Annotated in this window: 24 protein-coding genes; 13 read left to right on the plus strand and 11 right to left on the minus strand. The window is 62.1% G+C overall.

All coding sequences use genetic code 11. From position 1 onward, the window contains the following. Nucleotide 1: 1 nt before the first annotated feature. From ccmE to ccmA, 5 genes are all read right to left on the minus strand, one after another. A complete protein-coding gene (ccmE, locus tag ACP7E3_RS23305; protein WP_017849438.1) occupies nucleotides 2–457 on the minus strand; it encodes a cytochrome c maturation protein CcmE in 456 nt (151 codons plus the stop codon). Then, nucleotides 454–630 (minus strand): heme exporter protein CcmD, encoded by a 177-nt coding sequence (gene ccmD / locus ACP7E3_RS23310; RefSeq protein ID WP_017849437.1) that lies wholly within the window; start codon nucleotides 628–630, stop codon nucleotides 454–456. The genes ccmE and ccmD overlap by 4 nt, the downstream gene beginning before the upstream one ends. Continuing rightward, nucleotides 627–1,382: a heme ABC transporter permease gene (locus ACP7E3_RS23315; protein WP_017849436.1), complete on the minus strand. Its 756-nt coding sequence runs from the start codon at nucleotides 1,380–1,382 to the stop codon at nucleotides 627–629. Before ACP7E3_RS23315 ends, ccmD begins: the two co-directional genes overlap by 4 nt. Nucleotides 1,383–1,472: 90 nt before the next feature. Next, on the minus strand, nucleotides 1,473–2,141 hold the full coding sequence (gene ccmB, locus ACP7E3_RS23320) for a heme exporter protein CcmB (protein ID WP_017849435.1): 669 nt from the start codon (nucleotides 2,139–2,141) through the stop codon (nucleotides 1,473–1,475). Next, entirely contained in the window at nucleotides 2,138–2,773 is a 636-nt protein-coding gene (gene ccmA, locus ACP7E3_RS23325) for a cytochrome c biogenesis heme-transporting ATPase CcmA (RefSeq protein WP_017849434.1), read from the minus strand. The genes ccmB and ccmA overlap by 4 nt, the downstream gene beginning before the upstream one ends. A 200-nt stretch (nucleotides 2,774–2,973) precedes the next feature. Here ccmA and ACP7E3_RS23330 point away from each other — a divergent pair, with 200 nt between their 5' ends. Together ACP7E3_RS23330 and ACP7E3_RS23335 are read left to right on the plus strand one after the other, a co-directional pair. Next, a complete protein-coding gene (locus ACP7E3_RS23330) occupies nucleotides 2,974–4,557 on the plus strand; it encodes a flagellar hook-length control protein FliK (RefSeq protein ID WP_426124512.1) in 1,584 nt (527 codons plus the stop codon). Continuing rightward, nucleotides 4,554–4,883, plus strand: coding sequence for an EscU/YscU/HrcU family type III secretion system export apparatus switch protein (locus ACP7E3_RS23335; RefSeq protein WP_079443165.1), 330 nt, complete (start codon nucleotides 4,554–4,556; stop codon nucleotides 4,881–4,883). Before ACP7E3_RS23330 ends, ACP7E3_RS23335 begins: the two co-directional genes overlap by 4 nt. Before the next feature lie 67 nt (nucleotides 4,884–4,950). Here ACP7E3_RS23335 and glp read toward each other — a convergent pair whose 3' ends face one another. Both glp and moaB read right to left on the minus strand, forming a co-directional pair. Then, nucleotides 4,951–6,177: a gephyrin-like molybdotransferase Glp gene (gene glp / locus ACP7E3_RS23340; protein WP_426124515.1), complete on the minus strand. Its 1,227-nt coding sequence runs from the start codon at nucleotides 6,175–6,177 to the stop codon at nucleotides 4,951–4,953. Then, nucleotides 6,161–6,700 (minus strand): molybdenum cofactor biosynthesis protein B, encoded by a 540-nt coding sequence (gene moaB / locus ACP7E3_RS23345; RefSeq protein WP_017849430.1) that lies wholly within the window; start codon nucleotides 6,698–6,700, stop codon nucleotides 6,161–6,163. The genes glp and moaB overlap by 17 nt, the downstream gene beginning before the upstream one ends. 76 nt (nucleotides 6,701–6,776) lie before the next feature. On the opposite strand from moaB, the gene mobA reads away from it, so the two are divergent. Beyond that, on the plus strand, nucleotides 6,777–7,379 hold the full coding sequence (gene mobA / locus ACP7E3_RS23350) for a molybdenum cofactor guanylyltransferase MobA (RefSeq protein ID WP_046384223.1): 603 nt from the start codon (nucleotides 6,777–6,779) through the stop codon (nucleotides 7,377–7,379). A gap of 79 nt (nucleotides 7,380–7,458) precedes the next feature. After that, nucleotides 7,459–7,680, plus strand: a complete 222-nt coding sequence (locus tag ACP7E3_RS23355) for a YgdI/YgdR family lipoprotein (RefSeq protein ID WP_017849428.1) — start codon at nucleotides 7,459–7,461, stop codon at nucleotides 7,678–7,680. Nucleotides 7,681–7,734: 54 nt separating this feature from the next. Here the strand turns inward: ACP7E3_RS23355 and ACP7E3_RS23360 are convergent, their stop codons facing one another. The 3 genes from ACP7E3_RS23360 to ACP7E3_RS23370 all read right to left on the minus strand — a co-directional run bounded on the left by ACP7E3_RS23360 (nucleotide 7,735) and on the right by ACP7E3_RS23370 (nucleotide 9,343). Beyond that, entirely contained in the window at nucleotides 7,735–8,625 is an 891-nt protein-coding gene (locus ACP7E3_RS23360) for a pseudouridine synthase (protein ID WP_426124518.1), read from the minus strand. A gap of 71 nt (nucleotides 8,626–8,696) precedes the next feature. Further along, complete coding sequence (locus tag ACP7E3_RS23365) at nucleotides 8,697–9,032, minus strand: hypothetical protein (protein ID WP_017529348.1); 336 nt, start codon at nucleotides 9,030–9,032, stop codon at nucleotides 8,697–8,699. Between the two features lie 74 nt (nucleotides 9,033–9,106). Continuing rightward, on the minus strand, nucleotides 9,107–9,343 hold the full coding sequence (locus ACP7E3_RS23370; protein ID WP_046384225.1) for a glutaredoxin family protein: 237 nt from the start codon (nucleotides 9,341–9,343) through the stop codon (nucleotides 9,107–9,109). 152 nt (nucleotides 9,344–9,495) lie between these two features. Here ACP7E3_RS23370 and ACP7E3_RS23375 point away from each other — a divergent pair, with 152 nt between their 5' ends. Further along, nucleotides 9,496–11,226: a cation:proton antiporter gene (locus ACP7E3_RS23375; protein WP_026140340.1), complete on the plus strand. Its 1,731-nt coding sequence runs from the start codon at nucleotides 9,496–9,498 to the stop codon at nucleotides 11,224–11,226. Here ACP7E3_RS23375 and ACP7E3_RS23380 read toward each other — a convergent pair. Further along, complete coding sequence (locus tag ACP7E3_RS23380; protein ID WP_026140339.1) at nucleotides 11,213–12,421, minus strand: ammonium transporter; 1,209 nt, start codon at nucleotides 12,419–12,421, stop codon at nucleotides 11,213–11,215. The genes ACP7E3_RS23375 and ACP7E3_RS23380 overlap by 14 nt on opposite strands. Before the next feature lie 346 nt (nucleotides 12,422–12,767). Here ACP7E3_RS23380 and ACP7E3_RS23385 point away from each other — a divergent pair, with 346 nt between their 5' ends. The 8 genes from ACP7E3_RS23385 to ACP7E3_RS23420 all read left to right on the plus strand — a co-directional run bounded on the left by ACP7E3_RS23385 (nucleotide 12,768) and on the right by ACP7E3_RS23420 (nucleotide 21,555). Further along, the gene (locus ACP7E3_RS23385; RefSeq protein WP_017849423.1) at nucleotides 12,768–13,082 is read left to right on the plus strand and encodes a DUF883 family protein; all 315 of its coding nucleotides are present in this window, start codon (nucleotides 12,768–12,770) and stop codon (nucleotides 13,080–13,082) included. A 4-nt stretch (nucleotides 13,083–13,086) separates the two neighbouring features. Beyond that, on the plus strand, nucleotides 13,087–13,476 hold the full coding sequence (locus ACP7E3_RS23390; protein ID WP_017849422.1) for a phage holin family protein: 390 nt from the start codon (nucleotides 13,087–13,089) through the stop codon (nucleotides 13,474–13,476). Beyond that, nucleotides 13,473–13,814: a hypothetical protein gene (locus ACP7E3_RS23395; RefSeq protein ID WP_017849421.1), complete on the plus strand. Its 342-nt coding sequence runs from the start codon at nucleotides 13,473–13,475 to the stop codon at nucleotides 13,812–13,814. Before ACP7E3_RS23390 ends, ACP7E3_RS23395 begins: the two co-directional genes overlap by 4 nt. A 92-nt stretch (nucleotides 13,815–13,906) precedes the next feature. Then, nucleotides 13,907–15,070 carry an EAL domain-containing protein gene (locus ACP7E3_RS23400; RefSeq protein ID WP_057003720.1) on the plus strand — a complete coding sequence of 388 codons (1,164 nt, stop codon included), beginning with the start codon at nucleotides 13,907–13,909 and terminating at the stop codon, nucleotides 15,068–15,070. A gap of 71 nt (nucleotides 15,071–15,141) precedes the next feature. Then, the gene (locus ACP7E3_RS23405; protein ID WP_017849419.1) at nucleotides 15,142–16,473 is read left to right on the plus strand and encodes a deoxyguanosinetriphosphate triphosphohydrolase; all 1,332 of its coding nucleotides are present in this window, start codon (nucleotides 15,142–15,144) and stop codon (nucleotides 16,471–16,473) included. A 172-nt stretch (nucleotides 16,474–16,645) separates the two neighbouring features. Further along, nucleotides 16,646–17,032 (plus strand): response regulator, encoded by a 387-nt coding sequence (locus tag ACP7E3_RS23410; RefSeq protein ID WP_017849418.1) that lies wholly within the window; start codon nucleotides 16,646–16,648, stop codon nucleotides 17,030–17,032. Nucleotides 17,033–17,287: 255 nt separating this feature from the next. Next, nucleotides 17,288–17,911, plus strand: coding sequence for a response regulator transcription factor (locus ACP7E3_RS23415; RefSeq protein WP_017849417.1), 624 nt, complete (start codon nucleotides 17,288–17,290; stop codon nucleotides 17,909–17,911). Between the two features lie 8 nt (nucleotides 17,912–17,919). Then, nucleotides 17,920–21,555, plus strand: coding sequence for a transporter substrate-binding domain-containing protein (locus tag ACP7E3_RS23420; protein ID WP_046384227.1), 3,636 nt, complete (start codon nucleotides 17,920–17,922; stop codon nucleotides 21,553–21,555). Nucleotides 21,556–21,580: the final 25 nt, after the last annotated feature.

The following is a 21,580-nucleotide window of genomic DNA, read 5'->3' on the forward strand; positions in this document are numbered from 1 at the left end:
CTTAGCCCTCCTTGGCTGGAGTTGGAGCGGTTTGGCCGCTGTCTTTCAACGCTTTGGTGACTTCCGGCGGCATGTATTTCTCATCGTGCTTGGCCAGTACTTCATCGGCCACCACCACACCATCGGCATTCAGTTTGCCCAGGGCGACGATGCCCTGGCCTTCGCGGAACAGGTCCGGGAGGATGCCGCGATACGTAATGGTCACGGCCTTGTTGAAGTCGGTGACCACGAAGGTGACGTCGAGAGAATCGCCGGAGCGTTTCAACGAGCCCTTCTCCACCATGCCGCCGGCGCGGATGCGCGTGTCCAGCGGTGCTTCGCCGTTGGCGATCTGGGTTGGGGTGTAGAACAGGTTGATGTTCTCCCGCAGGGCGCTCATCGCCAGGCCCACGGCAATACCGACGCCGGCCAGAATGGCAAGGATGATCAACAGACGCTTTCTACGCAGCGGATTCACTTTTCGGTCTCCCGGCGCAGACGACGCGCCTCTTGTTGCAGGTAACGCTTGCGGGCCAGGATCGGCACGGCAACGTTGAGGGCCAGTACCGCCAGGCAGATGCCGTAGGCCGTCCAGACATACAGGCCATGGTGGCCCATGGCGAGAAAATCACTGAAAGAAGCAAAACTCATCCGCGCGCTCCCAGGCTGCTCTGCACTTCGGCCTTGACCCAACTGGCGCGGGCTTCACGCTTGAGCACTTCAAGGCGCATCCGCATCAGCAGCACAGCGCCGAAGAAGCAGTAGAACCCCAGCACCATCAGCAACAGCGGCGCCCACATTTCCACGGGCATCGCCGGTTTTTCGGTGAGGGTGAAGGTGGCGCCCTGGTGCAGGGTGTTCCACCACTCCACCGAGTATTTGATGATCGGGATGTTGATCACACCGACAATCGCCAGCACCGCACAGGCCTTGGCGGCGCTGTCACGATTGCTGATCGCGTTGCCCAGGGCAATCAGACCGAAGTACAGAAACAGCAGGATCAACATGGACGTTAGTCGTGCATCCCACACCCACCACGAGCCCCAGGTGGGTTTGCCCCAGATCGCGCCGGTGACCAGCGACACGGCGGTCATCCACGCACCGATGGGCGCGGCGCATTGCAGGGCGACGTCCGCGAGTTTCATCTTCCACACCAGGCCGACGATGCCGCACACCGCCAGCATCACGTAGCAGGACTGGGCCAGCATTGCGGTAGGCACGTGGATATAGATGATGCGAAAGCTGTTGCCCTGCTGGTAATCCGGCGGCGCGAAGGCCAGGCCCCAGACCAGGCCGAGGCCGATCAGCACTACGGCGGCGATGCTCAACCACGGCAGCAGCTTGCCGCTGATGCCGTAAAACCATTTGGGCGAGCCGAGCTTGTGAAACCAGGTCCAGTTCATTGCTGTTTCCATCACGGTTGCGTCTTGTATTTGCAAGAAGCGTAGGGTCTTTCTTATGTTGAAGAACGGGTTACGCGTAACCCGACTTCATTATTCGCCGACGCTGATCTTCAGGCCGGCGGCTATGGCAAAGGGTGTCAGGGTTACCGCCAGGGCGGTCAGGCTGCCAAGCCACAGGAGGTAACCGGTCGCCGGCATGCCCATGAGCGCGGCTTGCAAAGCGCCGCTGCCGAGGATCAACACCGGGATATACAAAGGCAGAATCAACAGGGCCAGCAGCAGGCCGCCGCGCTTCAAACCCACCGTCAGCGCCGCGCCCACCGCTCCCAACAGGCTGAGCGCCGGCGTGCCGAGCAACAAGGACATGAGCAATACCGGCAGGCATTCACTGGGCAACCCTAGCATCATTGCCAGCAACGGCGAGAGCAACACCAGCGCCAGGCCGGAAAACGCCCAGTGTGCCAGTACCTTGGCCAATACCAGAAGTGGCAGGGGGTGCGACGAAAGGACCCACTGTTCCAGGGAACCGTCCTCGAAATCACTGCGAAACAGCCCGTCCAGCGAGAGCAGCACGGACAAAAGGGCCGCCACCCACACCAGTCCCGGAGACAAGGTTTGCAACAGTTTAGTCTCGGGGCCGACCGCCAGCGGGAACAACGCGATGACAATCGCAAAGAACACCAGCGGATTGGCCAGTTCGGCCGGGCGCCGGCACAACAGCCGCGCCTCGCGGGCCACCAACAGCGCGAACACACTCATACCGACCACCGCCCCAGGTCCAGCTCGCGGTAACCGGCGGGCAGGCGCGTCAGGCTGTGGTGCGTCGTCAGCACGACGAGGCCGCCCTGCTCGCAATGCCGCGCCAGGTGTTCTTCCAACTGGGCGACGCCTTGTTTGTCGAGGGCGGTGAAGGGTTCGTCGAGAATCCACAGCGGCGGGCCGGGCAGATACAGGCGCGCCAGGGCCACACGGCGCTGCTGGCCGGCCGACAAGGTGTGGCAGGGCACATCTTCGAAGCCCTTGAGGCCGACGGCGGCGAGTGCCTGCCAGATCGCCTCGCGGCTGGCCGGATGATGCAGGGCGCTGAGCCAACTGAGGTTTTCCTCGGCGCTGAGCACGTCCTTGATCCCGGCGGCGTGGCCGATCCAGGTGAGGTTGCGGGCCAGCTCGGTGCGTTGTTCGTTCAGGGGCTTGCCGTTGAGCCGCACTTCGCCCGCCGTGGGCTGCATCAACCCGGCCAGCAAACGCAGGAGGCTGGTCTTGCCGCTGCCGTTGGGCCCGCTGATCTGCACCATGTCACCGCCCGCCAGGCGCAGGTCGAGGTGCTCGAACAGCAGGCGCAGGTCGCGTTCACAGGCAAGCGCTACGGCTTCAAGAAGAGGGCTGGTCAAAAGATCGCGGGCCTTTACGGTTCAAGTCGGCGGTGCTGCGGCCGTTATAGAAAGGAGCACAATAACGGCTTTGGCGACCGATTTTAGAGAGCTGGATCAAATAGTTGTGAGGTTTTTACCGCTCTCATGGCAGACGGGCCGCATTATACATGCGATGCCCTACGCTAAAGAGGGCTATTTCCCCTGAGACGACACGCACGATGACCGGTGAGATCAACCTTCCTACGCTTTCTCCTGCCCCGACAGCCGGGCCGGCCCCTGCGCCGGCGCCAGCAACCGGTGAGTTGCTGAAACTGCTGGAGCCGCAGATCGGCTTGATCGACCCGGGAAAAACCGCGAACGCCGAAGTCATCGCACTTAAACAAGGCGGCGAAGCCTTTCAGTTGCTGCTCAAATTGACCCTCGACGGTGGCCGCCAGACGCTGGTGCAGGCCAGCAGCCCGCAACCCTTGCCGCTGGGCAGCAATGTGGCGGTGAGCCAGACGCCCGCCGGCAACCTGACCCTCAGCCTGCAGCAGGCCTTGAGCGCCAACGTCGCCGCCCTCACCCGCATCGACACCACACAAATGCCGGCGGGCACCTTGCTGCAAGCCAAAGTCCTGACCAGCCAAGCGCTGCCCCAAGGCACCACGCAACCGACGATCTACCGTTCGTTGGTGACGGTGCTCAACAGCACCCTGGCCGGCACAACCCTGACCCTGGAAAGCCCGCAACCGCTACGCGTCGGCAGCCTGCTCAGCGCCGTGGTACAGGACACGCAGACCCTGAACTTTGTGCCCTTGAGCGGGCTCAAGGATCAACTGGCCGTGACCCAGCAACTCGCCACCCAGCAAAGTCGCCAGGGCTCGTTGGATGCGGTGTTCACCGCGTTGCAACGCCTGCCCCAGGACGACAGTACGTCCGTCGAACTGCGCTCGGCCGCCACGCGGCTGCTCGCGGCATTGCCCGACCTGGCGCAAGTCAGCAATCCCAAGGTGCTGGCGCAAGTCATCCAGAACAGCGGCGCGTTTCTTGAAGCCAAGTTGCTGGCCGGGCAAAACCCGCAAATTCCACCGCTGGATATGAAGGGCGCGCTGCTGCGCCTGGTCGCCGATCTGCTGCCCGCCCTGCCCGTCAGCACCAACCTCAATGCCATCCTCGCCGCCAACACCCTGGCCCAGATACTGCCCAACTTCGTGCGCAGCCCGCTGAACACCCTCGGGCAGATCAGCGCCCGCCAGGCACCCGCCGGTTTTCCATTGCCGGAGCGGCTGATGCAACGCCTGGCAGGCGAAGGCGACCTGGAAAACCTGCTGCGCCTGGCCGCCGGGGCCATCTCGCGGTTACAGAGCCATCAGCTGTCGAGCCTGGAACAGACCGGCACCACCGCCGACGGCCGCCTGCAAACCACCTGGCAGCTGGAAATCCCCATGCGGACCCTGCAGGACATCGTGCCGCTGCAGGTCAAGTTCCAGCGCGAAGAGCCCGCGCAGGACAAGGACCAGCCTGAACGCAAGGACAAAAAAGACCCCAAGCAGATGCTCTGGCGCGTGGAACTGGCCTTCGACATGGAGCCGCTGGGGCCGTTGCAGGTCCAGGCGCAGTTGTCGCAGGGCAAACTGTCGAGCCAGTTGTGGGCGACGCGACCGTTCACCGCCAGTTTGATCGAAAGTCACTTGGGCAGTTTGCGCGAGCGCCTGGTGACGTCGGGCATCAATGTCGGCGACCTCGACTGCCACCTCGGCACGCCGCCACGCGGGCCGAAAACCGGATTGGAGCAACGCTGGGTGGACGAAACCGCATGAACAACGCCAACCCACCGCGCCAGGCCATCGCCCTCAAGTATGACGGCCAACAAGCGCCGACCCTGACCGCCAAGGGCGACGATGCCCTGGCCGAAGCGATCCTCAAGCTGGCGCGGGAAAACGAAGTGCCCATCTATGAAAACGCCGAGCTGGTGAAGCTGCTGGCGCGCATGGAACTGGGCGACAGTATCCCGGAAGAGTTGTACCGCACGATCGCCGAGATCATTGCGTTTGCCTGGACGCTGAAGGGCAAGTTTCCGGCGGGGTACGACCCGCACGCCGCGCCGGTCGAGCGCGATGTCACCGAGCGTGGCGACGACTACTGAGTAGCCCCAGACAAACAACAATCCAAATGTGGGAGGGGACTTGCCCCCTCCCACATTCAGATCGGCTTCAGTTCAGGACTTCGCTCAGGGGAATGAAATTCACCCGGTCGCCCATCGCCAGCGTCGTCCCTTCCAGCACCTCCACCAACCCTTGCGCCCACGCCGCGCTGCGCAGCACGCCGGAGCTCTGGTTGCGATAGATGACCGCCTTGCCCTGCTCGATGCGCCCGCGCAAATATTCGCGGCGGTTGCCCGGTTTGGGCCAGACGAACCCCGCTGGCACCTCGAACCGCAGCGGCTCGACCTCCGCCACACCTTGGCGGCGCAGCAGATAGGGGCGTGCCAACAGGGCAAACGTCACCAGCGTCGACGCCGGATTGCCCGGCAGGCCGATCACCGGCACGCCACGGAAATGGCCGAAGGTCAGCGGCTTGCCCGGTTTGATCGCGAGCTTCCACAAGGCCAGCTCGCCTTCTTCACGCAGGGCAATGCCGAGAAAATCCGCCTCGCCCACCGACACACCGCCGGTCGACAGAATCAAGTCAACCGCGCCCAGGCCCGCCAGACACGTGCGCGTCTGGTCCAGGTCATCGGGAAGAATGCCCGCATCGATCACTTCGCATCCCAGGCGCTCTAGCCAACCGCACAGCACGCGACGGTTGCTGTTGTAGATCTGCCCTGGGCCGAGGGGCAGGCCGGGCTCGATCAACTCATCGCCGGTGGACAGCACCGCGACCCGCACGCGGCGCACCACGGCCAATTGGTCGAGACCGAGGGACGCAGCCAGGCCGAGTTCGATCGGCCCCAGGCGCGTGCCCGCGGTCAGCACCACTTCGCCGACGGTGGTTTCCTGCCCTTGCGGGCGAATGTTCTGACCAATATGCAACGGCTCGGTAAAGCTCACACGCGCGTCGGCGTGGACCACGGTGTTTTCCTGCATTTCCACGCAGTCCGCGCCTAGCGGCACGGGCGCCCCGGTGAAGATGCGCGCGCAGGTGCCGGCAGCCAATGGCGCGGGGGCCTGACCGGCGAAGATGCGCTGGCTCACCGCCAACGGTTCGCCCGTCCAGTCCGCCAGGCGCATGGCATAACCGTCCATGGCGCTGTTGGGCCACGGCGGCAGATCGAGGGTGGAGATCAAATCCTGCGCCAGTACGCGGCCATCACCCGCGGCCAGGGGCAATACCTGCTGCTCGCGAATCGGCGCGGCCTCGGCCATCTCGAGCAAGCGCTGCAGGGCTTCTTCCACCGGCATCAAGGCGCCGGTCTTGCCCGGCTTATCCACGGGATTCACAGGGTTCGGCCTGCTTCAGGTGCGGTACGAAGTTGCAGGGGCGGTGACGGTTGTCCAGTTGCTCGGCGAGGATGCCGTCCCAACCGGTACGCACGGCGTTGGTCGAACCCGGCAGGCAGCACACCAGGGTGCCGTTGGCCAGGCCGGCCAGGGCGCGGGATTGCACGGTGGAGGTGCCGATGTCGGCCACGGAGATCTGGCGGAACAGCTCGCCAAAGCCGTCGACCTGTTTGTCCAGCAGGCAGCTCACCGCTTCGGGCGTGCTGTCGCGGCCGGTGAAGCCGGTACCACCGGTGATCAGCACGACCTGCACCACGTCTTCGGCGATCCAGTGGGCCACCTGGGCGCGAATCTTGTAGAGGTCGTCCTTGAGCAGCACGCGCTCGGCCAGGAGGTGGCCGGCGGCGATCAGGCGGTCGACGAAAACCTGGCCCGAGGTGTCGGTGTCCAGGGTGCGGGTGTCGCTGACCGTCAGTACAGCGATATTCAGGGGTACAAAGGGCGCATCTGCCTTGGCTTTCATGGCACGGTCCGGTTGTCGAAGGAACAGCCCGATGTTATATCACAGGCCCCTATTTACCTGCCGCTGCGGAACCCCCATGCCCGACGATTCTTCGCCTCTGCCCTGTTCGATTCTGCTGTTGGCCGGTGGCCGCGGCCAACGCATGGGCGGACAAGACAAAGGCTTGCTGGAATGGCAAGGCCAGCCATTGATCGCGCACTTGCACCACTTGGTGCGCCCACTGACCGACGACCTGATCATCTCGTGCAACCGCAACCCGGACCGCTACACGCCGTATGCCGACCAGTTGGTGAGTGACGACAGTACGGATTTCCCCGGGCCGCTGGCCGGTATCCGCGCAGGCTTGAACGCCGCCCGCCATGAGCACTTACTGATTTTGCCGTGCGATGTGCCGCATCTTGACGCTCGACTGCTCGCCGACCTGCGCAAGACGGCGCAGCGCAATCCGCGGCTGCCGGTGATGGTGCGCCACGGTGAATTCTGGGAACCGTTGATCTGCATCATCCCCACCCACCTGCAAAGCGCGGTAGAACAGGCCTGGCAAGCCGGTGAGCGCAGCCCGCGCAAGATCTTCCTGCAGTTGGGGGGCATCGGGCTGGAATGCCCGGCAGATGACCCGCGCCTGGCCAACCTGAACACGCCTGCGCTGTTACACACCAGGCCCGACGTGTCAGAATGAACCCCGCACAAGGAACTTTGTCGACGCGCCACGCGTCACACAGTCAGCAATCAAAAAGAATTTTCTTGGAGACACACTCATGACTCAACGGACCATCGCCGCTTTCATGCTTGCACTGGGCCTCGCTACCCTTGCCGGTTGCGCCTCGCCAACAGTGATCACCCTGAATGACGGTCGCGAAATCCAGGCTGTCGATACCCCGAAATACAATGAAGATACGGGTTTCTACGAATTCGAACAGCTTGACGGCAAGCGCACCCGCATCAACAAGGATCAAGTGCGTACCGTTAAAGACCTGTAAGCCGCAACGCTTGCATACAAGGCCCGCCTCGCGCGGGCCTTGTCGTTTCTGCGGTTACCAGTCGAGCGTGATCTGGCTGCGGAAACTGCGTTCTGCACCCGTGACCGGATCGATAAAACGCACCCCCTGGGCGAGCAGCTTCAAGGGATTGGCGTAGTCGTCCACGGCATCCTTGATCAGCTCGGGGTAGAACGGGTCATTGCAAATGCTCGCGCCGAGCGCCGTCATGTGTACACGCAACTGGTGCTTCTTGCCGGTCACAGGGAACAGCCCATAGCGCCATAAGTCGCCGTGGGTTTCGCGCACTTCCACGGCCGTTTCGGTGTTGCTGGCGCCCGGCCCTTCCTGCATGCGAAAGAACGGCTCGCCATCCACCAGACGGCTTTTGTGGACCAGCGGGAAGGTCAGGTTCGGCAAGGCCGGGGCGATAGCCTCGTAGAACTTGTCGATTTGACGCGTGGGAAACAACTGCTGATAGGCCGAGCGGCTTTGCGGGTTGGCCGAGAACAGCACCAGCCCCGCCGTATGCCGGTCGATACGGTGCAGGGGCACCAGGGACGGGTTGTCCAGGCGGCGGATCAGGCGGCGCAACAGGGTTTGCTCGACGTACTCACCCGCCGGGGTGACGGGCAGAAAGTGTGGTTTGTCCGCCACCACCAGGTGTTCGTCGGCGTACAGGATGGTTTCCTGCACCGGGATGACTTTTTCGTTCGGCACTTCGCGGAAGTAGTAGATGCACAGGCCTTCCTTGTAGGCCAGGTCCTGGCGGATCGGGCTACCCTGCAGATCCAGCACCCGGCCACGGGCGATGCGGTCCAGCCACTGCGTGCGGCCGATCGCCGGGAAATGCTCGCACAGGCAGTCGAGCACCGTCGCCCAAGGGCCAGGCGGCAAGTACAAGGTGCTGGCTTGATGCTGGGACGCGGAAAAACCGGAAGTGGACATGCAGATGCTCGAAGCCTGGGAAACAGGCCGGCATTATCCCGCATGGAGCGGGATTGAGCCTAGGGCGGATCTCAGGCCTTGGCCAATTGCGCCCGCAGGATCGGCGAAGCACTGGCGGCCTCGGTAAATTCCTTGAGCCAGCGCAGCACGTCCACCGCTTCCCAACGGCCCGGATCATATAGCGCGTACAGCAAGCCCTGGTAACCCACCACATCCAACTGCTTGTGATAACCGGCGCGCTGGAACAGCGCTTCGATCTCGGCAAAGCAGGTATTGAAATGCACTTTGTTAAACGGCGTCTTGCCTTCCGTGACCAGGCCGTCGAGGCGCAGCTCGTTCACCGCATCGCGCACGACGTCGGCGGACATGCGATTAACGCTGCTTTTCAGTTGTTCAACATTCACCACGGGCGTTCCCTCTATTCAATCGCTGTACAAACATACAGTAACCCAATATTGAGAAAGCTGCCATCGCCCAAGCGCTAGAATAGGAAGGCCACCACCTGCTCCGTGTCGAACGGCCACCCCAGCTCAGCCCCGGTATCCACCCGGCGCAGCACCGGAATCGTTAGGCCATAGGCTTCAAACAAGGCTTCGGAATCGGCGATATCCACCAGCTCAACCAGCAACCCATGTTCGACCAACGGCATGATTTCTGCTTCGGCGAGCTCACACAGATGGCAACCCGAAGTAGTGAACAACTGGCATTCAGGAGGCATGACGACAGGACCTGATCAGGGATAGGCGCCCATTTTAGGCCGACTCTATAGCGCTGGCGAGCCGATAAACCCTGACCCAGATCACCATGCCCTATAACTGATTCAGCGATTCTCGCGGCTTTTTGTCCGCTCGCCCTGCAACGGAGATGCTTGTGTTCGCCAACCTGCTGATCATTCTGGCCTCATCCCTGGTGGTGATTGCGCTGTTTCGCCGGCTGCAATTGCCGCCCGTGCTGGGCTACCTGTGCGTGGGCCTGGCCGTGGGGCCGACCGCCCTCGACTGGGTGAATGACAGCGAAAACCTGCCCGACCTCGCCGAGCTGGGCGTGGTATTCCTGCTGTTTTCCCTTGGCCTGGAGTTCTCCCTGAGCAAGATGTTCGCCCTGCGCCACGTGGTATTTGGCCTGGGCAGCTTGCAAGTGCTGGGCTGCGGGTTGCTGCTGGGAGGCCTGTTGATGGCCTTTGGCGTGTCGCCGAACATCGCCTTGATGCTCGGTGCGGGGCTGGCGTTGTCGTCCACGGCCATTGTCAGCAAAGAGCTGAGCAGCCTAGGGGAAATCTTCAGCAGCCACGGCCAGAACGCGATTGGCGTGCTGCTGTTCCAGGATGTAGTGGCGGTGTTGCTGCTGACCCTGGTGCCGGTGTTCGCCGGTGGCAGCGAGCAGGCCTGGTACTGGGCACTGCCGTTGACGCTGGCCAAGACATTGTTGTTGTTCGTCGGCCTGTTGCTCGCTAGCCGCTGGTTATTGCCGCGTCTGTTCCATGAAGTCGCCGCCTCCCATTCGGCCGAGCTGTTTGTGCTGCTGGCGCTGGTGATCGTGTTGCTGACCGCCTGGCTCACGCACTTGCTGGGCCTCTCCCCGGCGCTTGGCGCGTTCCTGGCCGGCATGCTGCTGGGGGAAAGCCATTACCGGCATCAGATCGAGGCGGATATCCGGCCGTTTCGCGACATTCTGCTGGGGCTGTTTTTCGTCAGCATCGGCATGCTCATCGACCTGCAACTGTTCATCAGCCACAGCCTGCTGATCCTCGGCCTGACCTTCACGCTGATGCTGACCAAGGGCTGCGTGGTCGCGGCGCTGGTCAAACTGCGCGGCAGCGACCGCGAAACCGCCTGGCGCAGCGGCCTGGCCCTGGCCCAGGGCGGCGAGTTCTGTTTTGCGCTGATGGCGCAGATGCAACAGAGCCGGCTGATTCCGGATGAGTTCAACGGCTTGCTGCTGGCCGCCACCTTCTGCTCGATGCTGCTGACCCCGCTTTTGCTGCGCGCGGCACCGGGCATTGCCCTGCGCCTGCACCGTAAACCCAACCAGCAGGTGCAACTCGAAGCCATCACCGCGCTCAACGCCGAGTTACGCGACCATGCGGTGATCTGCGGCTATGGCCGCGTCGGGCAATCCATCGGGCGCTTTCTGCACCACGAAAAACAGGCGTTTATCGCCCTGGATGACAACCCGGAACGGGTGCAGGAAGCCGCCACCGAAGACAACAGCGTGCATTACGGCGACTGCCGCCGTGGCGCCCTGCTCAGCGCGGTCGGCCTGGAGCGGGCGCGGCTGGTGGTGATCGCCGTGGATAACACCGAAGTCGCCCTGCTGGTGCTGAAGGAAGCCCGCCGGATCAACGCCGACGTACCGATCCTGGTACGCACCCGCGACGACAGCCAATTAGCCGAACTGAAAGCCGCGGGCGCCAGCGAAGTGGTGCCCGAGCTGCTGGAGTCGAGCCTGATGCTCGCCTCCCACGCCCTGATCCTGCTGGGCCTGCCGGACCAGCAGGTGCAAGCGCGGGTCGATGAGGTGCGGCATAACCGCTACCGTCTGCTGCACGGCTTCTACCCGCGGGCGGCCCCTGACGAAGAGGCGCCGATCAATCCTGACTGATCGCACCGATCTTGTGGATCGACAGGTCCGCGCCGTAGTACTCCTCTTCCTGGCTCAGGCGCAGCCCGTGTACGCGCTTGATCACGCCATACACCAGCAGGCCGCCGGCAAACGCCACCAGCACACCCAACGCGGTGCCGATCAATTGGCTGATCAGGCTGACCCCGCCCAACCCGCCAAGGGCGGTCTGGCCGAAGATGCCGCAGGCAATGCCACCCCACACGCCACACAGGCCATGCAACGGCCAGACACCCAGCACATCGTCGATCTTCCAGCGATCCTGGGCGGCAATGAAGCACCACACAAACAAGCCACCGGCGACAACCCCCGTGACCAATGCGCCCACCGGATGCATCAGGTCGGAACCGGCACAAATCGCCACCAGCCCAGCCAGCGGGCCGTTGTGCAGGAAGCCGGGGTCATTGCGGCCAATCACCAGCGCCGCAACCGTACCGCCGACCATGGCCATCAGCGAGTTGACCGCCACCAGGCCGCTGACGCCGTTCAGGGTTTGTGCGCTCATCACGTTAAAGCCGAACCAGCCGACAATCAGAATCCACGAGCCCAGCGCCAGGAACGGGATGCTCGACGGCGCAAACGCGACCAGGCGCCCTTCGCGATAACGCCCGTTGCGCGGCCCGAGCAACAGCACCGCCGCCAACGCCAGCCAGCCGCCCATGGCATGCACCACCACGGAACCGGCGAAGTCATGGAAGCTGGCACCGAAGGTCGCGAGCAACCAGGCCTGCACGCCGAAATTGCCGTTCCACACCATGCCTTCGAAAAACGGGTAGATAAACGCCACGATCAGCGCGGTAGCGCACAGTTGCGGAACAAATCGTGCACGCTCGGCAATGCCCCCGGAAATGATCGCCGGAATCGCCGCGGCAAAGGTCAGCAGGAAGAAGAACTTCACCAGACCATAGCCGTGATCGGCACTGATCACCGCCGCCGGTTGCATGAAGCTCACGCCATAAGAGATCCAATAGCCTATAAAGAAATAGGCCAGGGTGGAGATCGCGAAGTCACTGAGGATTTTCGACAGGGCGTTGACTTGGTTCTTCTGACGCACGGTGCCGACTTCGAGGAAGGCAAAACCGGCGTGCATGGCCAAAACCATGACCGCACCGATCAGAATGAACAGGGTGTTGGAGCTGTGGACGAGGGTGTCCACTGCGCTTTGCAGATTTTCCATGGAGGTTGGCAGGCCTGCGATAAAGGCAAAAAGCACCAAAGCGGTTCAAACCGGCGTTTCGCGCACTAAATTGGTACCACCGGCTCCGCCCCTCTTCTGAGGGCGTGAACCGCTTTAGCGCAGCGATCAGCACAACCGGCCATTCCCGACAGGGTTTTTCCGCGAGTTTCAGTTATATAGGGTAAGGTTTTCACCGGTTTGCGGCCCAACCGCCCAGATTCAGCGCAGACCCAGGGGCCTGCGCACCAAGGCAAAGCAAAAGCTGTACCAGTCATTTGCAATGAACCTTCACCGATACCGGTGACTCGAAACCACACGTACCGATCAGCCACTCACGGAGATAACCATGGCCAGCAAAACAGCACAGACGGCTCAAGAAATACTGATGGCGGATTTTCAAACGCTGGTCAGTGATACTGAAAAGTTGCTGGACGACACCGCCATCCTGGCCGGTGACCAGGCCGACGAGCTGCGCGCCAAGATCCACGACAGCCTGCTCAAGGCCCGTGAAACCCTGCAACTGACCGAAGACTCCCTGCGCGACCGCAGCAAGGCCGCCGTCACCGCGACCGAAGATTATGTGCAGGCCAACCCTTGGCAATCAGTGGGCATTGCCGCTGGCGTGGGCTTCTTGATCGGTCTGTTGGCTACAAGGCGCTAATCCTATGTCTATCGGCGAATCCGGCTCGTCCACGGGCCCAAGTTCAACGTCCCGACGCCTGGGCGCAGCCGTACTGGGCTTGCTGCACAGCCATGTCGAACTGTTCGGCATCGAGCTGCAGGAGCAGAAAGCGCGCACCGTCAGCCTGCTGCTGTTTGCCGGGCTGGCCCTGGTGTTTGCCCTGCTGTTGCTGGTGGGGTTGTCGACATTGGTGATGATTCTGGTGTGGGACACCGGCTACCGCCTGACCGGAATCATCTGCCTCTGCGTGTTCTATACCCTGGCCGCAGCATTCTGCGGTGTGCGCTTGAAGGCGGCGGTGTTCGATGAGTCCACGCCGTTCCACGCCACCCTCGAAGAGCTGGCCAATGACCGGGAGCGCCTGCTGCCATGAGCCTGACTGAAATCCCACCCACCAACTCGCGCCGGGAAATGCGCAAGGCATTGATCCGCCTGCGCATGGAAATGCACCGCCAGGAAATCCGCCACGAGTCCCAGCAACTGATGGCGCCCCTGAATAAGGTGCGCAACATGGGCCAACACTGGCAGGACAGCCTGGGCATCAAGCATGCGCCGCTGTGGGGCGTGGCCGCAGTGACGCTGATCGGCTTCTTTACCGGCAAGGGCGCCAAGGGCGGCAGTCTCAGCAGCCTGACGCGCCTGGTGCGGCTGGGCGCCGGTTTGATCCCACTGATCAAATTAGCCATGCAGGGCGCCTCACGCAAAGGTTGAGGCCTGCTGGCTGCATTCTTGCAAACAGAATCGGCCCGGCCCTCGTCAACGAGGGCCGGGCACTTTGTTGCCAACGTTTTTAAGGAGGCCCCGTGATCGACGGGCAACCGCTCGCCTGCTTCCAACCCTTCATCGACACCGCCACCGGGCGCATCGCCGGCGTCGAGGCTCTCGGCCGCCTGCGCCAGGCTGACGGTCGCCTGCTGTCGGTCGGCCCGTTGTTCGCCGACCCGCGCACCTCAGGCGTGGCCTTGCGGCGCCTGGACCGGCAGATCCGCGACAACGCCTTGAGCCGTCTGCACGAGGTACCGCAGGACTGGTTTCTGAGCCTGAATATCTCACCGCGCTGGATCAATCGCCTGCGTGCCGGCCAGGCCCTGCCCAGTTTGCAACAGGTGCAGGCTCACGGCGTCGATCCACAGCGCATCGTGTTCGAGATCACTGAGCTGGGCGGCGATATCCAGCGCCTGGCCGACGTGGTGGCGCGCTATCGCGAGGCCGGCGCGCGCATCGCCATCGATGACTTCGGCGCCGGTTATTCGCAGCTCGACCGCGTGCTCGCGTTGCAGCCGGACATTCTCAAGCTGGACATGCGCCTGTTTCAGGAGGCCGCCAAAGGGGGCCCCAGCAGTGAAGTGGTGCGGGCACTGGCGCAAATGGCGGAAAAAACCGGCTGCTGGATCATTGCCGAAGGGGTGGAGACCGAGGCGCAGTTGAGTTTTGCGCTGGAATGCGGCTCGCGGTATGTGCAGGGTTATCTGTTTGCCCAGGCGCAACTGGACTGGTTCGCCACCGATGCTTTCGTGCCGCGCTTCGCCCAACTGCGTGGCGCCTACGTGCAGAAAAAACTCGCCGAACGCGGACGCATCATGCAATTGCGCCAACAACTGGCCGAACTGATGAAAATCCTCCAGACCTGGGCCCAGGGCCAGGCGCCGCTGAGCCATTTGCCGCAATTGCCGGACTATCCCTGGCTGCTGCGGTTCTACCAGTGCGACCGGCATGGCACCCAACTGACCCCCAATTTCGAATGGCGCCAGGACGCCTGGCAAGCCGACAGCCGCTACCTCGGCCACAATTGGTCGTGGCGCCCGTATTTCTATCATCTGCTGGCCGAAGGCTGGGACGAGCGCCGTTTGACGCTGTCTTCGACCTACCGCGACGCCACCACCAACCAGTATTGCCTGACCGCCGGACAATTCTTCGATAACGGTCAGCGCTTGCTGTTAATCGATATCGACGCGGTCGGCCTGTAGATTTTCGCTTGCTCCGCCCACCCGGAACCGGGAAGCTGGGCGAGTCATTCACCGCACGGAGAGTACCCGCCTTGGATTGGCCCACCCTGCTGACTCGCGAACGTCTTGGAAAGCCCCTGCACAGCCCGGAAGAATTGGGCCGTAGCCCGTTTCACAAAGACCATGACCGCATCATTTTCTCCGGCGCGTTCCGCCGCCTGGGGCGCAAGACTCAAGTCCACCCGGTGTCGAGCAACGACCATATCCACACCCGTCTGACCCACTCCCTGGAAGTCAGCTGCGTCGGCCGCTCCCTCGGCATGCGCGTGGGCGAAACCCTGCGCAGCGCCCTGCCCGAGTGGTGCGACCCGAGCGACCTGGGCATGGTGGTGCAATCGGCCTGCCTGGCCCACGACATCGGCAACCCGCCCTTCGGACACTCCGGCGAAGACGCCATCCGCCATTGGTTCCAGCAGGCCGCCGGGCGCGGCTGGCTGGACGACATGAGCGTGGCCGAGCGCAATGACTTCCTCAATTTCGAAGGCAACGCCCAGGGCTTCAGGGTGCTGACCCAGCTGGAATACCACCAGTTCGACGGCGGCACGCGGCTGACCTACGCGACCTTGGGCACCTACCTGAAATACCCGTGGACCGCCCGCCATGCCGACTCCCTGGGCTACAAGAAACACAAGTTCGGCTGCTACCAGAGCGAATTGCCGATCCTTGAGCAGATCGCCCACAAGCTCGGCCTGCCGCAACTGGAAGAACAACGCTGGGCGCGCCATCCGCTGGTGTACTTGATGGAGGCCGCGGACGACATCTGCTACGCGCTGATCGACCTGGAAGACGGCTTGGAAATGGACTTGCTGCAATATGCCGAAGTCGAGTCGCTGCTGCTCGACCTGGTCGGCGACGACCTGCCGCAAACCTACCGGCAACTGGGCGCCCAGGATTCACGGCGGCGCAAACTGGCGATCCTGCGCGGCAAAGCCATCGAACACCTGACCAACGCCGCCGCACGCGCTTTCGTCGAACAACAGGACGCCTTGCTCGCCGGCACCTTGCACGGTGATCTGGTCGAGCATATGCACGGCCCCGCCAAACGCTGCGTGCTGGATGCCAAGGACATGGCGCGCAAGAAAATCTTCCAGGACAAGCGCAAGACCCTGCATGAAATCGGCGCCTACACCACCCTGGAAATCCTCCTCAACGCCTTCTGCGGGGCGGCGCTTGAACAGCACGGCGGGCGCACGCCGTCGTTCAAGAACCGGCGCATCCTCGACCTGCTGGGCAACAGTGCCCCCGACCCGGCCTGGTCGCTGCACGCCTCGTTCCTGCGGATGATCGATTTCATCGCCGGCATGACCGACAGCTACGCCACCGAGATGGCGCGGGAAATGACCGGGCGTTCCAGCCCGCAATAGATGACTGATCCAGCTGCCTGTTGCCTGAACAGAATCTACCTACGAAGGGAACAGAGCGGCCTGATCGAATCAGTACAAACACCCGATGAATAATCACGCACGCTCTTAAAGGGCATAGGGCGCCTTCCTACGCCCCGCCCAATCGCCGCTTGACTCACCGTGTGCCCTTCCTATGTTCAAGAATTGCCTTCGCATCCTGTTGGTGGAGGATCACCCCTTTCAGCTCCTGGCAACCCAGTGCCTGCTCAACAGCTTCGGCTTCGAGCACCTGACCCTGGCGGAAAACGCCGAACAGGCGATCCGCTTGATGACCCAGTCCGAACGTCCCTTCGACCTCATGCTGTGCGACCAATGCCTGCCGGATCTGCCCGGGCTTGAGTTAGTCGAAATCGCCGGTCGGCGGGGGTTTATCGCAGGGGCGATCCTGTTGAGCGGGCTGCCCCTGCCCGAACTGGCGAATCTGAAGACTCAAGCCTTACAACGTAACTTGCCGTTACTTGGTTATTTATCAAAACCGTTAAACCGGGACGAACTAATGACGCTGATAAGCCCGCTGTAAATGTAGGAATTTAAACATCTCCACATAGGAAAAACTCACCACAATAACCGCTTAACCGGTGGGCCAAGGCCCGAACCCGCATCGCCGACCGAATTCTGAAACAGACGTCCACAAAGCCTTGATAGATCGTAAGGCAATACCTTTTTTAATGTAGGAATATTCCTGTTCTGTATCTACGCCCCCTCACCTCCATGCTCCCGCCTCGCCTTCTGAGCTAATGTGCCCGCTTTATTTGCACTTGCATGGAATGTGATTATGAACACAGTTTTCATCATTGATGACCATCCTGTTATCAGGCTGGCGATTCGTATGTTGTTGGAACACGAAGGCTATAAAGTCGTCGGCGAAACGGATAACGGTTGTGATGCAATACAAATGGTTCGCGAATGCCTTCCAGACCTGATCATTCTGGATATCAGTATTCCAAAACTTGATGGCCTCGAAGTGCTGTGCCGATTTAACGCAATGAATACTTCGATGAAAACCCTGATTCTGACGGCCCAATGCCCAACCCTGTTCGCCACCCGCTGCATGCGCTCGGGCGCCGATGGCTATGTGTGCAAAGAGGGCGACCTGAGTGAACTGCTGAGTGCCATCCGCGCTGTATTATCCGGCTACAACTACTTCCCCAGCCAGGCATTGAACGCCTGCGGCCCGGACAGTAATTCCCAGGAACTGGAACTGTTCAAGGCAGTGAATGATCGCGAATTAATGGTCTTGCAACTTTTTGCACAAGGTCGCACCAACAAGGAAATTGCCAAAGGTATGTTTCTCAGTAACAAAACCGTCAGTACCTACAAAAAGAGGCTTATGCAAAAACTCAAAGCCAAGTCCTTGGTAGAACTTATCGAGTTGGCAAAACGAAACGCGCTAGTGTGAGAAAGCGGATGCCCAGGCGTATAAAGGACTATCTGATCATATTGAGCGCAGGCGTGTGCTTGAGCACCTCTGTGCTCGCTGCTCAAACGGAACCGGAACACTTCACCTTATTGAGCCGCGCAGGCGCCGTTCAACTGGACACTCAACTGGACAAGACGCAACGCCAGTGGCTGCAGAACAAACGCGAACTGGTGCTCGGCGCGGCGGCTCCCGACTACCCGCCCTTCGACCTCACGGCCAGCGGGCGCGACTATGAGGGGCTCACGGCCGATTACGCCGGGCTGTTGGCCAAGGCGCTGGCGCTCCCCGTCAGAGTGCTGCGCTACCCCAACCGGGAAGCCTCCATCCAGGCGCTTGAAGCCGGTGAAATCGACCTGCTGGGCTCGTCCAATGGCTTTGAGGCCACCAACCCGCTGCTCACCCTTTCAGCACCGTATGCCGTGGACCAGCCAGTGCTGGTGACACGCGAGGGCGAAACCCGCAGCCTCAGTGAGGGCCTGGCCGGGCTGCGCCTGAGCCTGGTCTATCACTACCTGCCGCTGGGCGAAGTCGAGAAGCTGTATCCCGAGGCGATCATCCACACCTACCCCTCTTATCAGAACGCCCTGAATGCAGTGGCATTCGACCAGGCGGATGTGTTTCTCGGCGACACCATTTCCACCCATTACATGATCAACAAGGGCTATCTGAAAAATATCCGCATGGCCAACTTCGGCAAGCACGAAGCCTATGGTTTCAGCTTTGCCGTGCGCCAGGACCAGCACACCCTCTTGAGCATCCTCAACGCGGTGCTGGCGGCGGTGCCGACCAATGAGCAGGAGAGCATTGCCAAACGCTGGAGTGCGGGCAGCGACATCCTGCTCACCGCGCAAAAACTGCAGCTGACGCAACGCGAAGAACGCTGGCTGAAGACGCACCCGGTGGTCCGGGTAATCGCCAACGAAACCTTCGCGCCATTGACCTTCTTCGATGCCGACGGCAACTTCCGCGGCATCACCGCCGACCTCCTGGAGCTGATCCGCCTGCGCACCGGGTTGCGCTTCGAGATCCTGCGCGCACGCGATGTCAACGCGATGATCGAGCAAATCGATACCGGCAAAGCCGACCTCATCGGCGCCATCATTCCCAGCACGGAACGGGAAGCTCAACTGAACTTCAGTCGTCCCTATCTGGAAAACTCCTACGTATTGCTCACACGCAAGGAGCCCGACGCCCCATCGAATCTTGAACAGATGGCAGGCAAGCGCCTGGCGATCACCCAAGGCAACCCTCTGGAAAGCCTTCTGCGCAAGGATTTCCCGCACATTCGCCTGGTGGAAACCAGTGATACCTTCAAGGCCTCGGAACTCCTGGCCCAGGGGCATGTGGAAGGCGCGGTGAACTCGTTGGTGGTCGCCAACTATTTCCTGTCCTCCCAAGTGTTTCAGGACAAACTGCAGATCAGCGGCAGCATCGGCACCCTCCCCGCAGTCTTTGCGCTGGCCACGTCACGGGGTGCCACCGAGTTGAGCGCGATCCTCGACAAGGCGCTGCTGAGCATCGCCCCCGATGAGCTCGGGGTGATCAACAGCCGTTGGCGAGGCTACGCCGCTGCCTCCGACAGCTACTGGCGCAACTACCACCACCTGATTGCCCAGATCATCCTCGTCACCGGCCTGCTGCTGCTGATTTCCCTGACCTGGAACGCCTACATGCGCCGGGAGATCAAGCACCGCAAGATGGCCGAACGGGCCCTCAACGACCAGTTCGAATTCATGCGCGCACTGGTCAACGAAACGCCGCACCCGATCTATGTCCGCGACCGCAACGGCCTGTTGCAGACCTGCAACGACAGCTACCTGCAGGTGTTCGACGTCAAGCGCGAAGAGGTCATCGGCAAAAGTGTGATGCAGATGAGCACGGCCCAGGCAACCGAAGCGGCTCAGTATCACGCCGACTATCTGCGCGTGGTCGCCGAGGGCAACCCGCTGATCCTTGATCGCACCCTGCTCATCAATGGCAAAAAGCTGACGATCTACCACTGGATACTGCCCTACCGCGACTCCACCGGCGAAGTCCAGGGCATCATCGGCGGCTGGATCGACATCAGCGAACGACGCCAGCTGTTCGATGAGCTGCGCGCCGCCAAGGAACGTGCCGACGAAGCCAACCGTGCCAAGAGCACCTTTCTGGCAACCATGAGCCACGAAATCCGCACCCCGATGAACGCGGTGATCGGCATGCTCGAACTGACCCTCAAGCGCGCCGACCAGGGGCATCTCGACCGCCCGGCGATCGAAGTGGCCTACCACTCGGCCAAGGACCTGCTGGAGCTGATCGGCGATATTCTGGACATCGCGCGGATCGAATCCGGCCGCCTGAGCCTGGCACCGGAGCGTGTGAACCTGCGGGAAGTGATCGAGTCGGTGGTGCGGGTGTTCGACGGCCTGGCACGCCAGAAAACCCTGAGTTTGCTGCTGGAGTTCAAGCCCGAACTCGATGACACCGACGTGCTGATCGACCCGCTGCGCTTCAAGCAGGTGCTGTCCAACCTGGTGAGCAATGCGATCAAGTTCACCGAGCGCGGGCAGGTAAAGATCAAGGTGCAGGTGCAAGCCACCGAATTGGCACAGCAGGTCGAAATGAAGCTGGTGGTCGAAGACACGGGGATCGGCATCAGCCGCGACGACCAGTTGCGCCTGTTCGAACCCTTTGCCCAGGCCGACAATTCCGGGCAATTGGCCCGCAGCGGCGCGGGCCTGGGGCTGGTGATCTGCCGCAGCCTGTGCGCGATGATGGGCGGGCAACTGAGCCTGAGCAGCGTGCCCATGGTCGGCACCCAGGTGCATGTCAGCCTGAAGATGAACTGCCTGCAGCCCATCCAGGCCGCGGATGAACCCCTGCCGGCTGCGCCCGCACCGGCGCCGGTGCTCAACGTGCTGGTGGTGGATGATCATCCGGCGAATCGCCTGCTGATGTGCCAGCAACTGGGTTACCTGGGCCACCAGTTCACCGCAGCCCAACATGGCGCCGCCGGGTTCCAGGCCTGGCGCCAGGCCCACTTCGACCTGGTGATCGCCGACTGCAACATGCCCATCATGAATGGCTATGAGTTAAGCCGCTCGATCCGTGAGTATGAGCAGCGGGAGCAACTGACACCCTGCGTGGTCCTGGGGTTTACCGCCAACGCCCAGCCCGAAGAGAAGCTGCGCTGCGCCGAAGCCGGGATGAACGACTGCCTGTTCAAACCGATCAGCCTCACGGCGCTGGAACGGCAACTGGCGCAGATCGCGCCGCAGCCGTCCGGCCCGCGACTCGACCTCAGCCACCTGGATGCGCTGACGGGCGGCGATCCGCAACTGACTCGGCGGCTGCTTGAGGAACTGCTGAGCAGCAGCTGTCACGATCGCCAGATATTGGTCACGTTGTGGGCCCAGCAGGCTTCACTGCAGGACATCATCGAGCAGGCCCACAAGATCAAGGGCGCTGCGCGTATCGTCCAGGCCAGTGTACTGGCGGCGCAATGCGAAGCGCTGGAGCAGGCCTGCGCCCGCGGCGATGATCGGGCGGTGATCGAAACCGGCATCAAGACCCTGGAAAAGTGCATGCTGGAACTGGAGCGCCTGCTGCACATGCAACTCAACGGCCTGGGCTCTCCAGGGTAGGCAGGAGCGCGCCGCACGGCCCGCC

This window comes from Pseudomonas sp. PSPC2-3, from assembly GCF_049898265.1.
GTDB classification, from domain to species: Bacteria; Pseudomonadota; Gammaproteobacteria; order Pseudomonadales; family Pseudomonadaceae; genus Aquipseudomonas; species Aquipseudomonas veronii.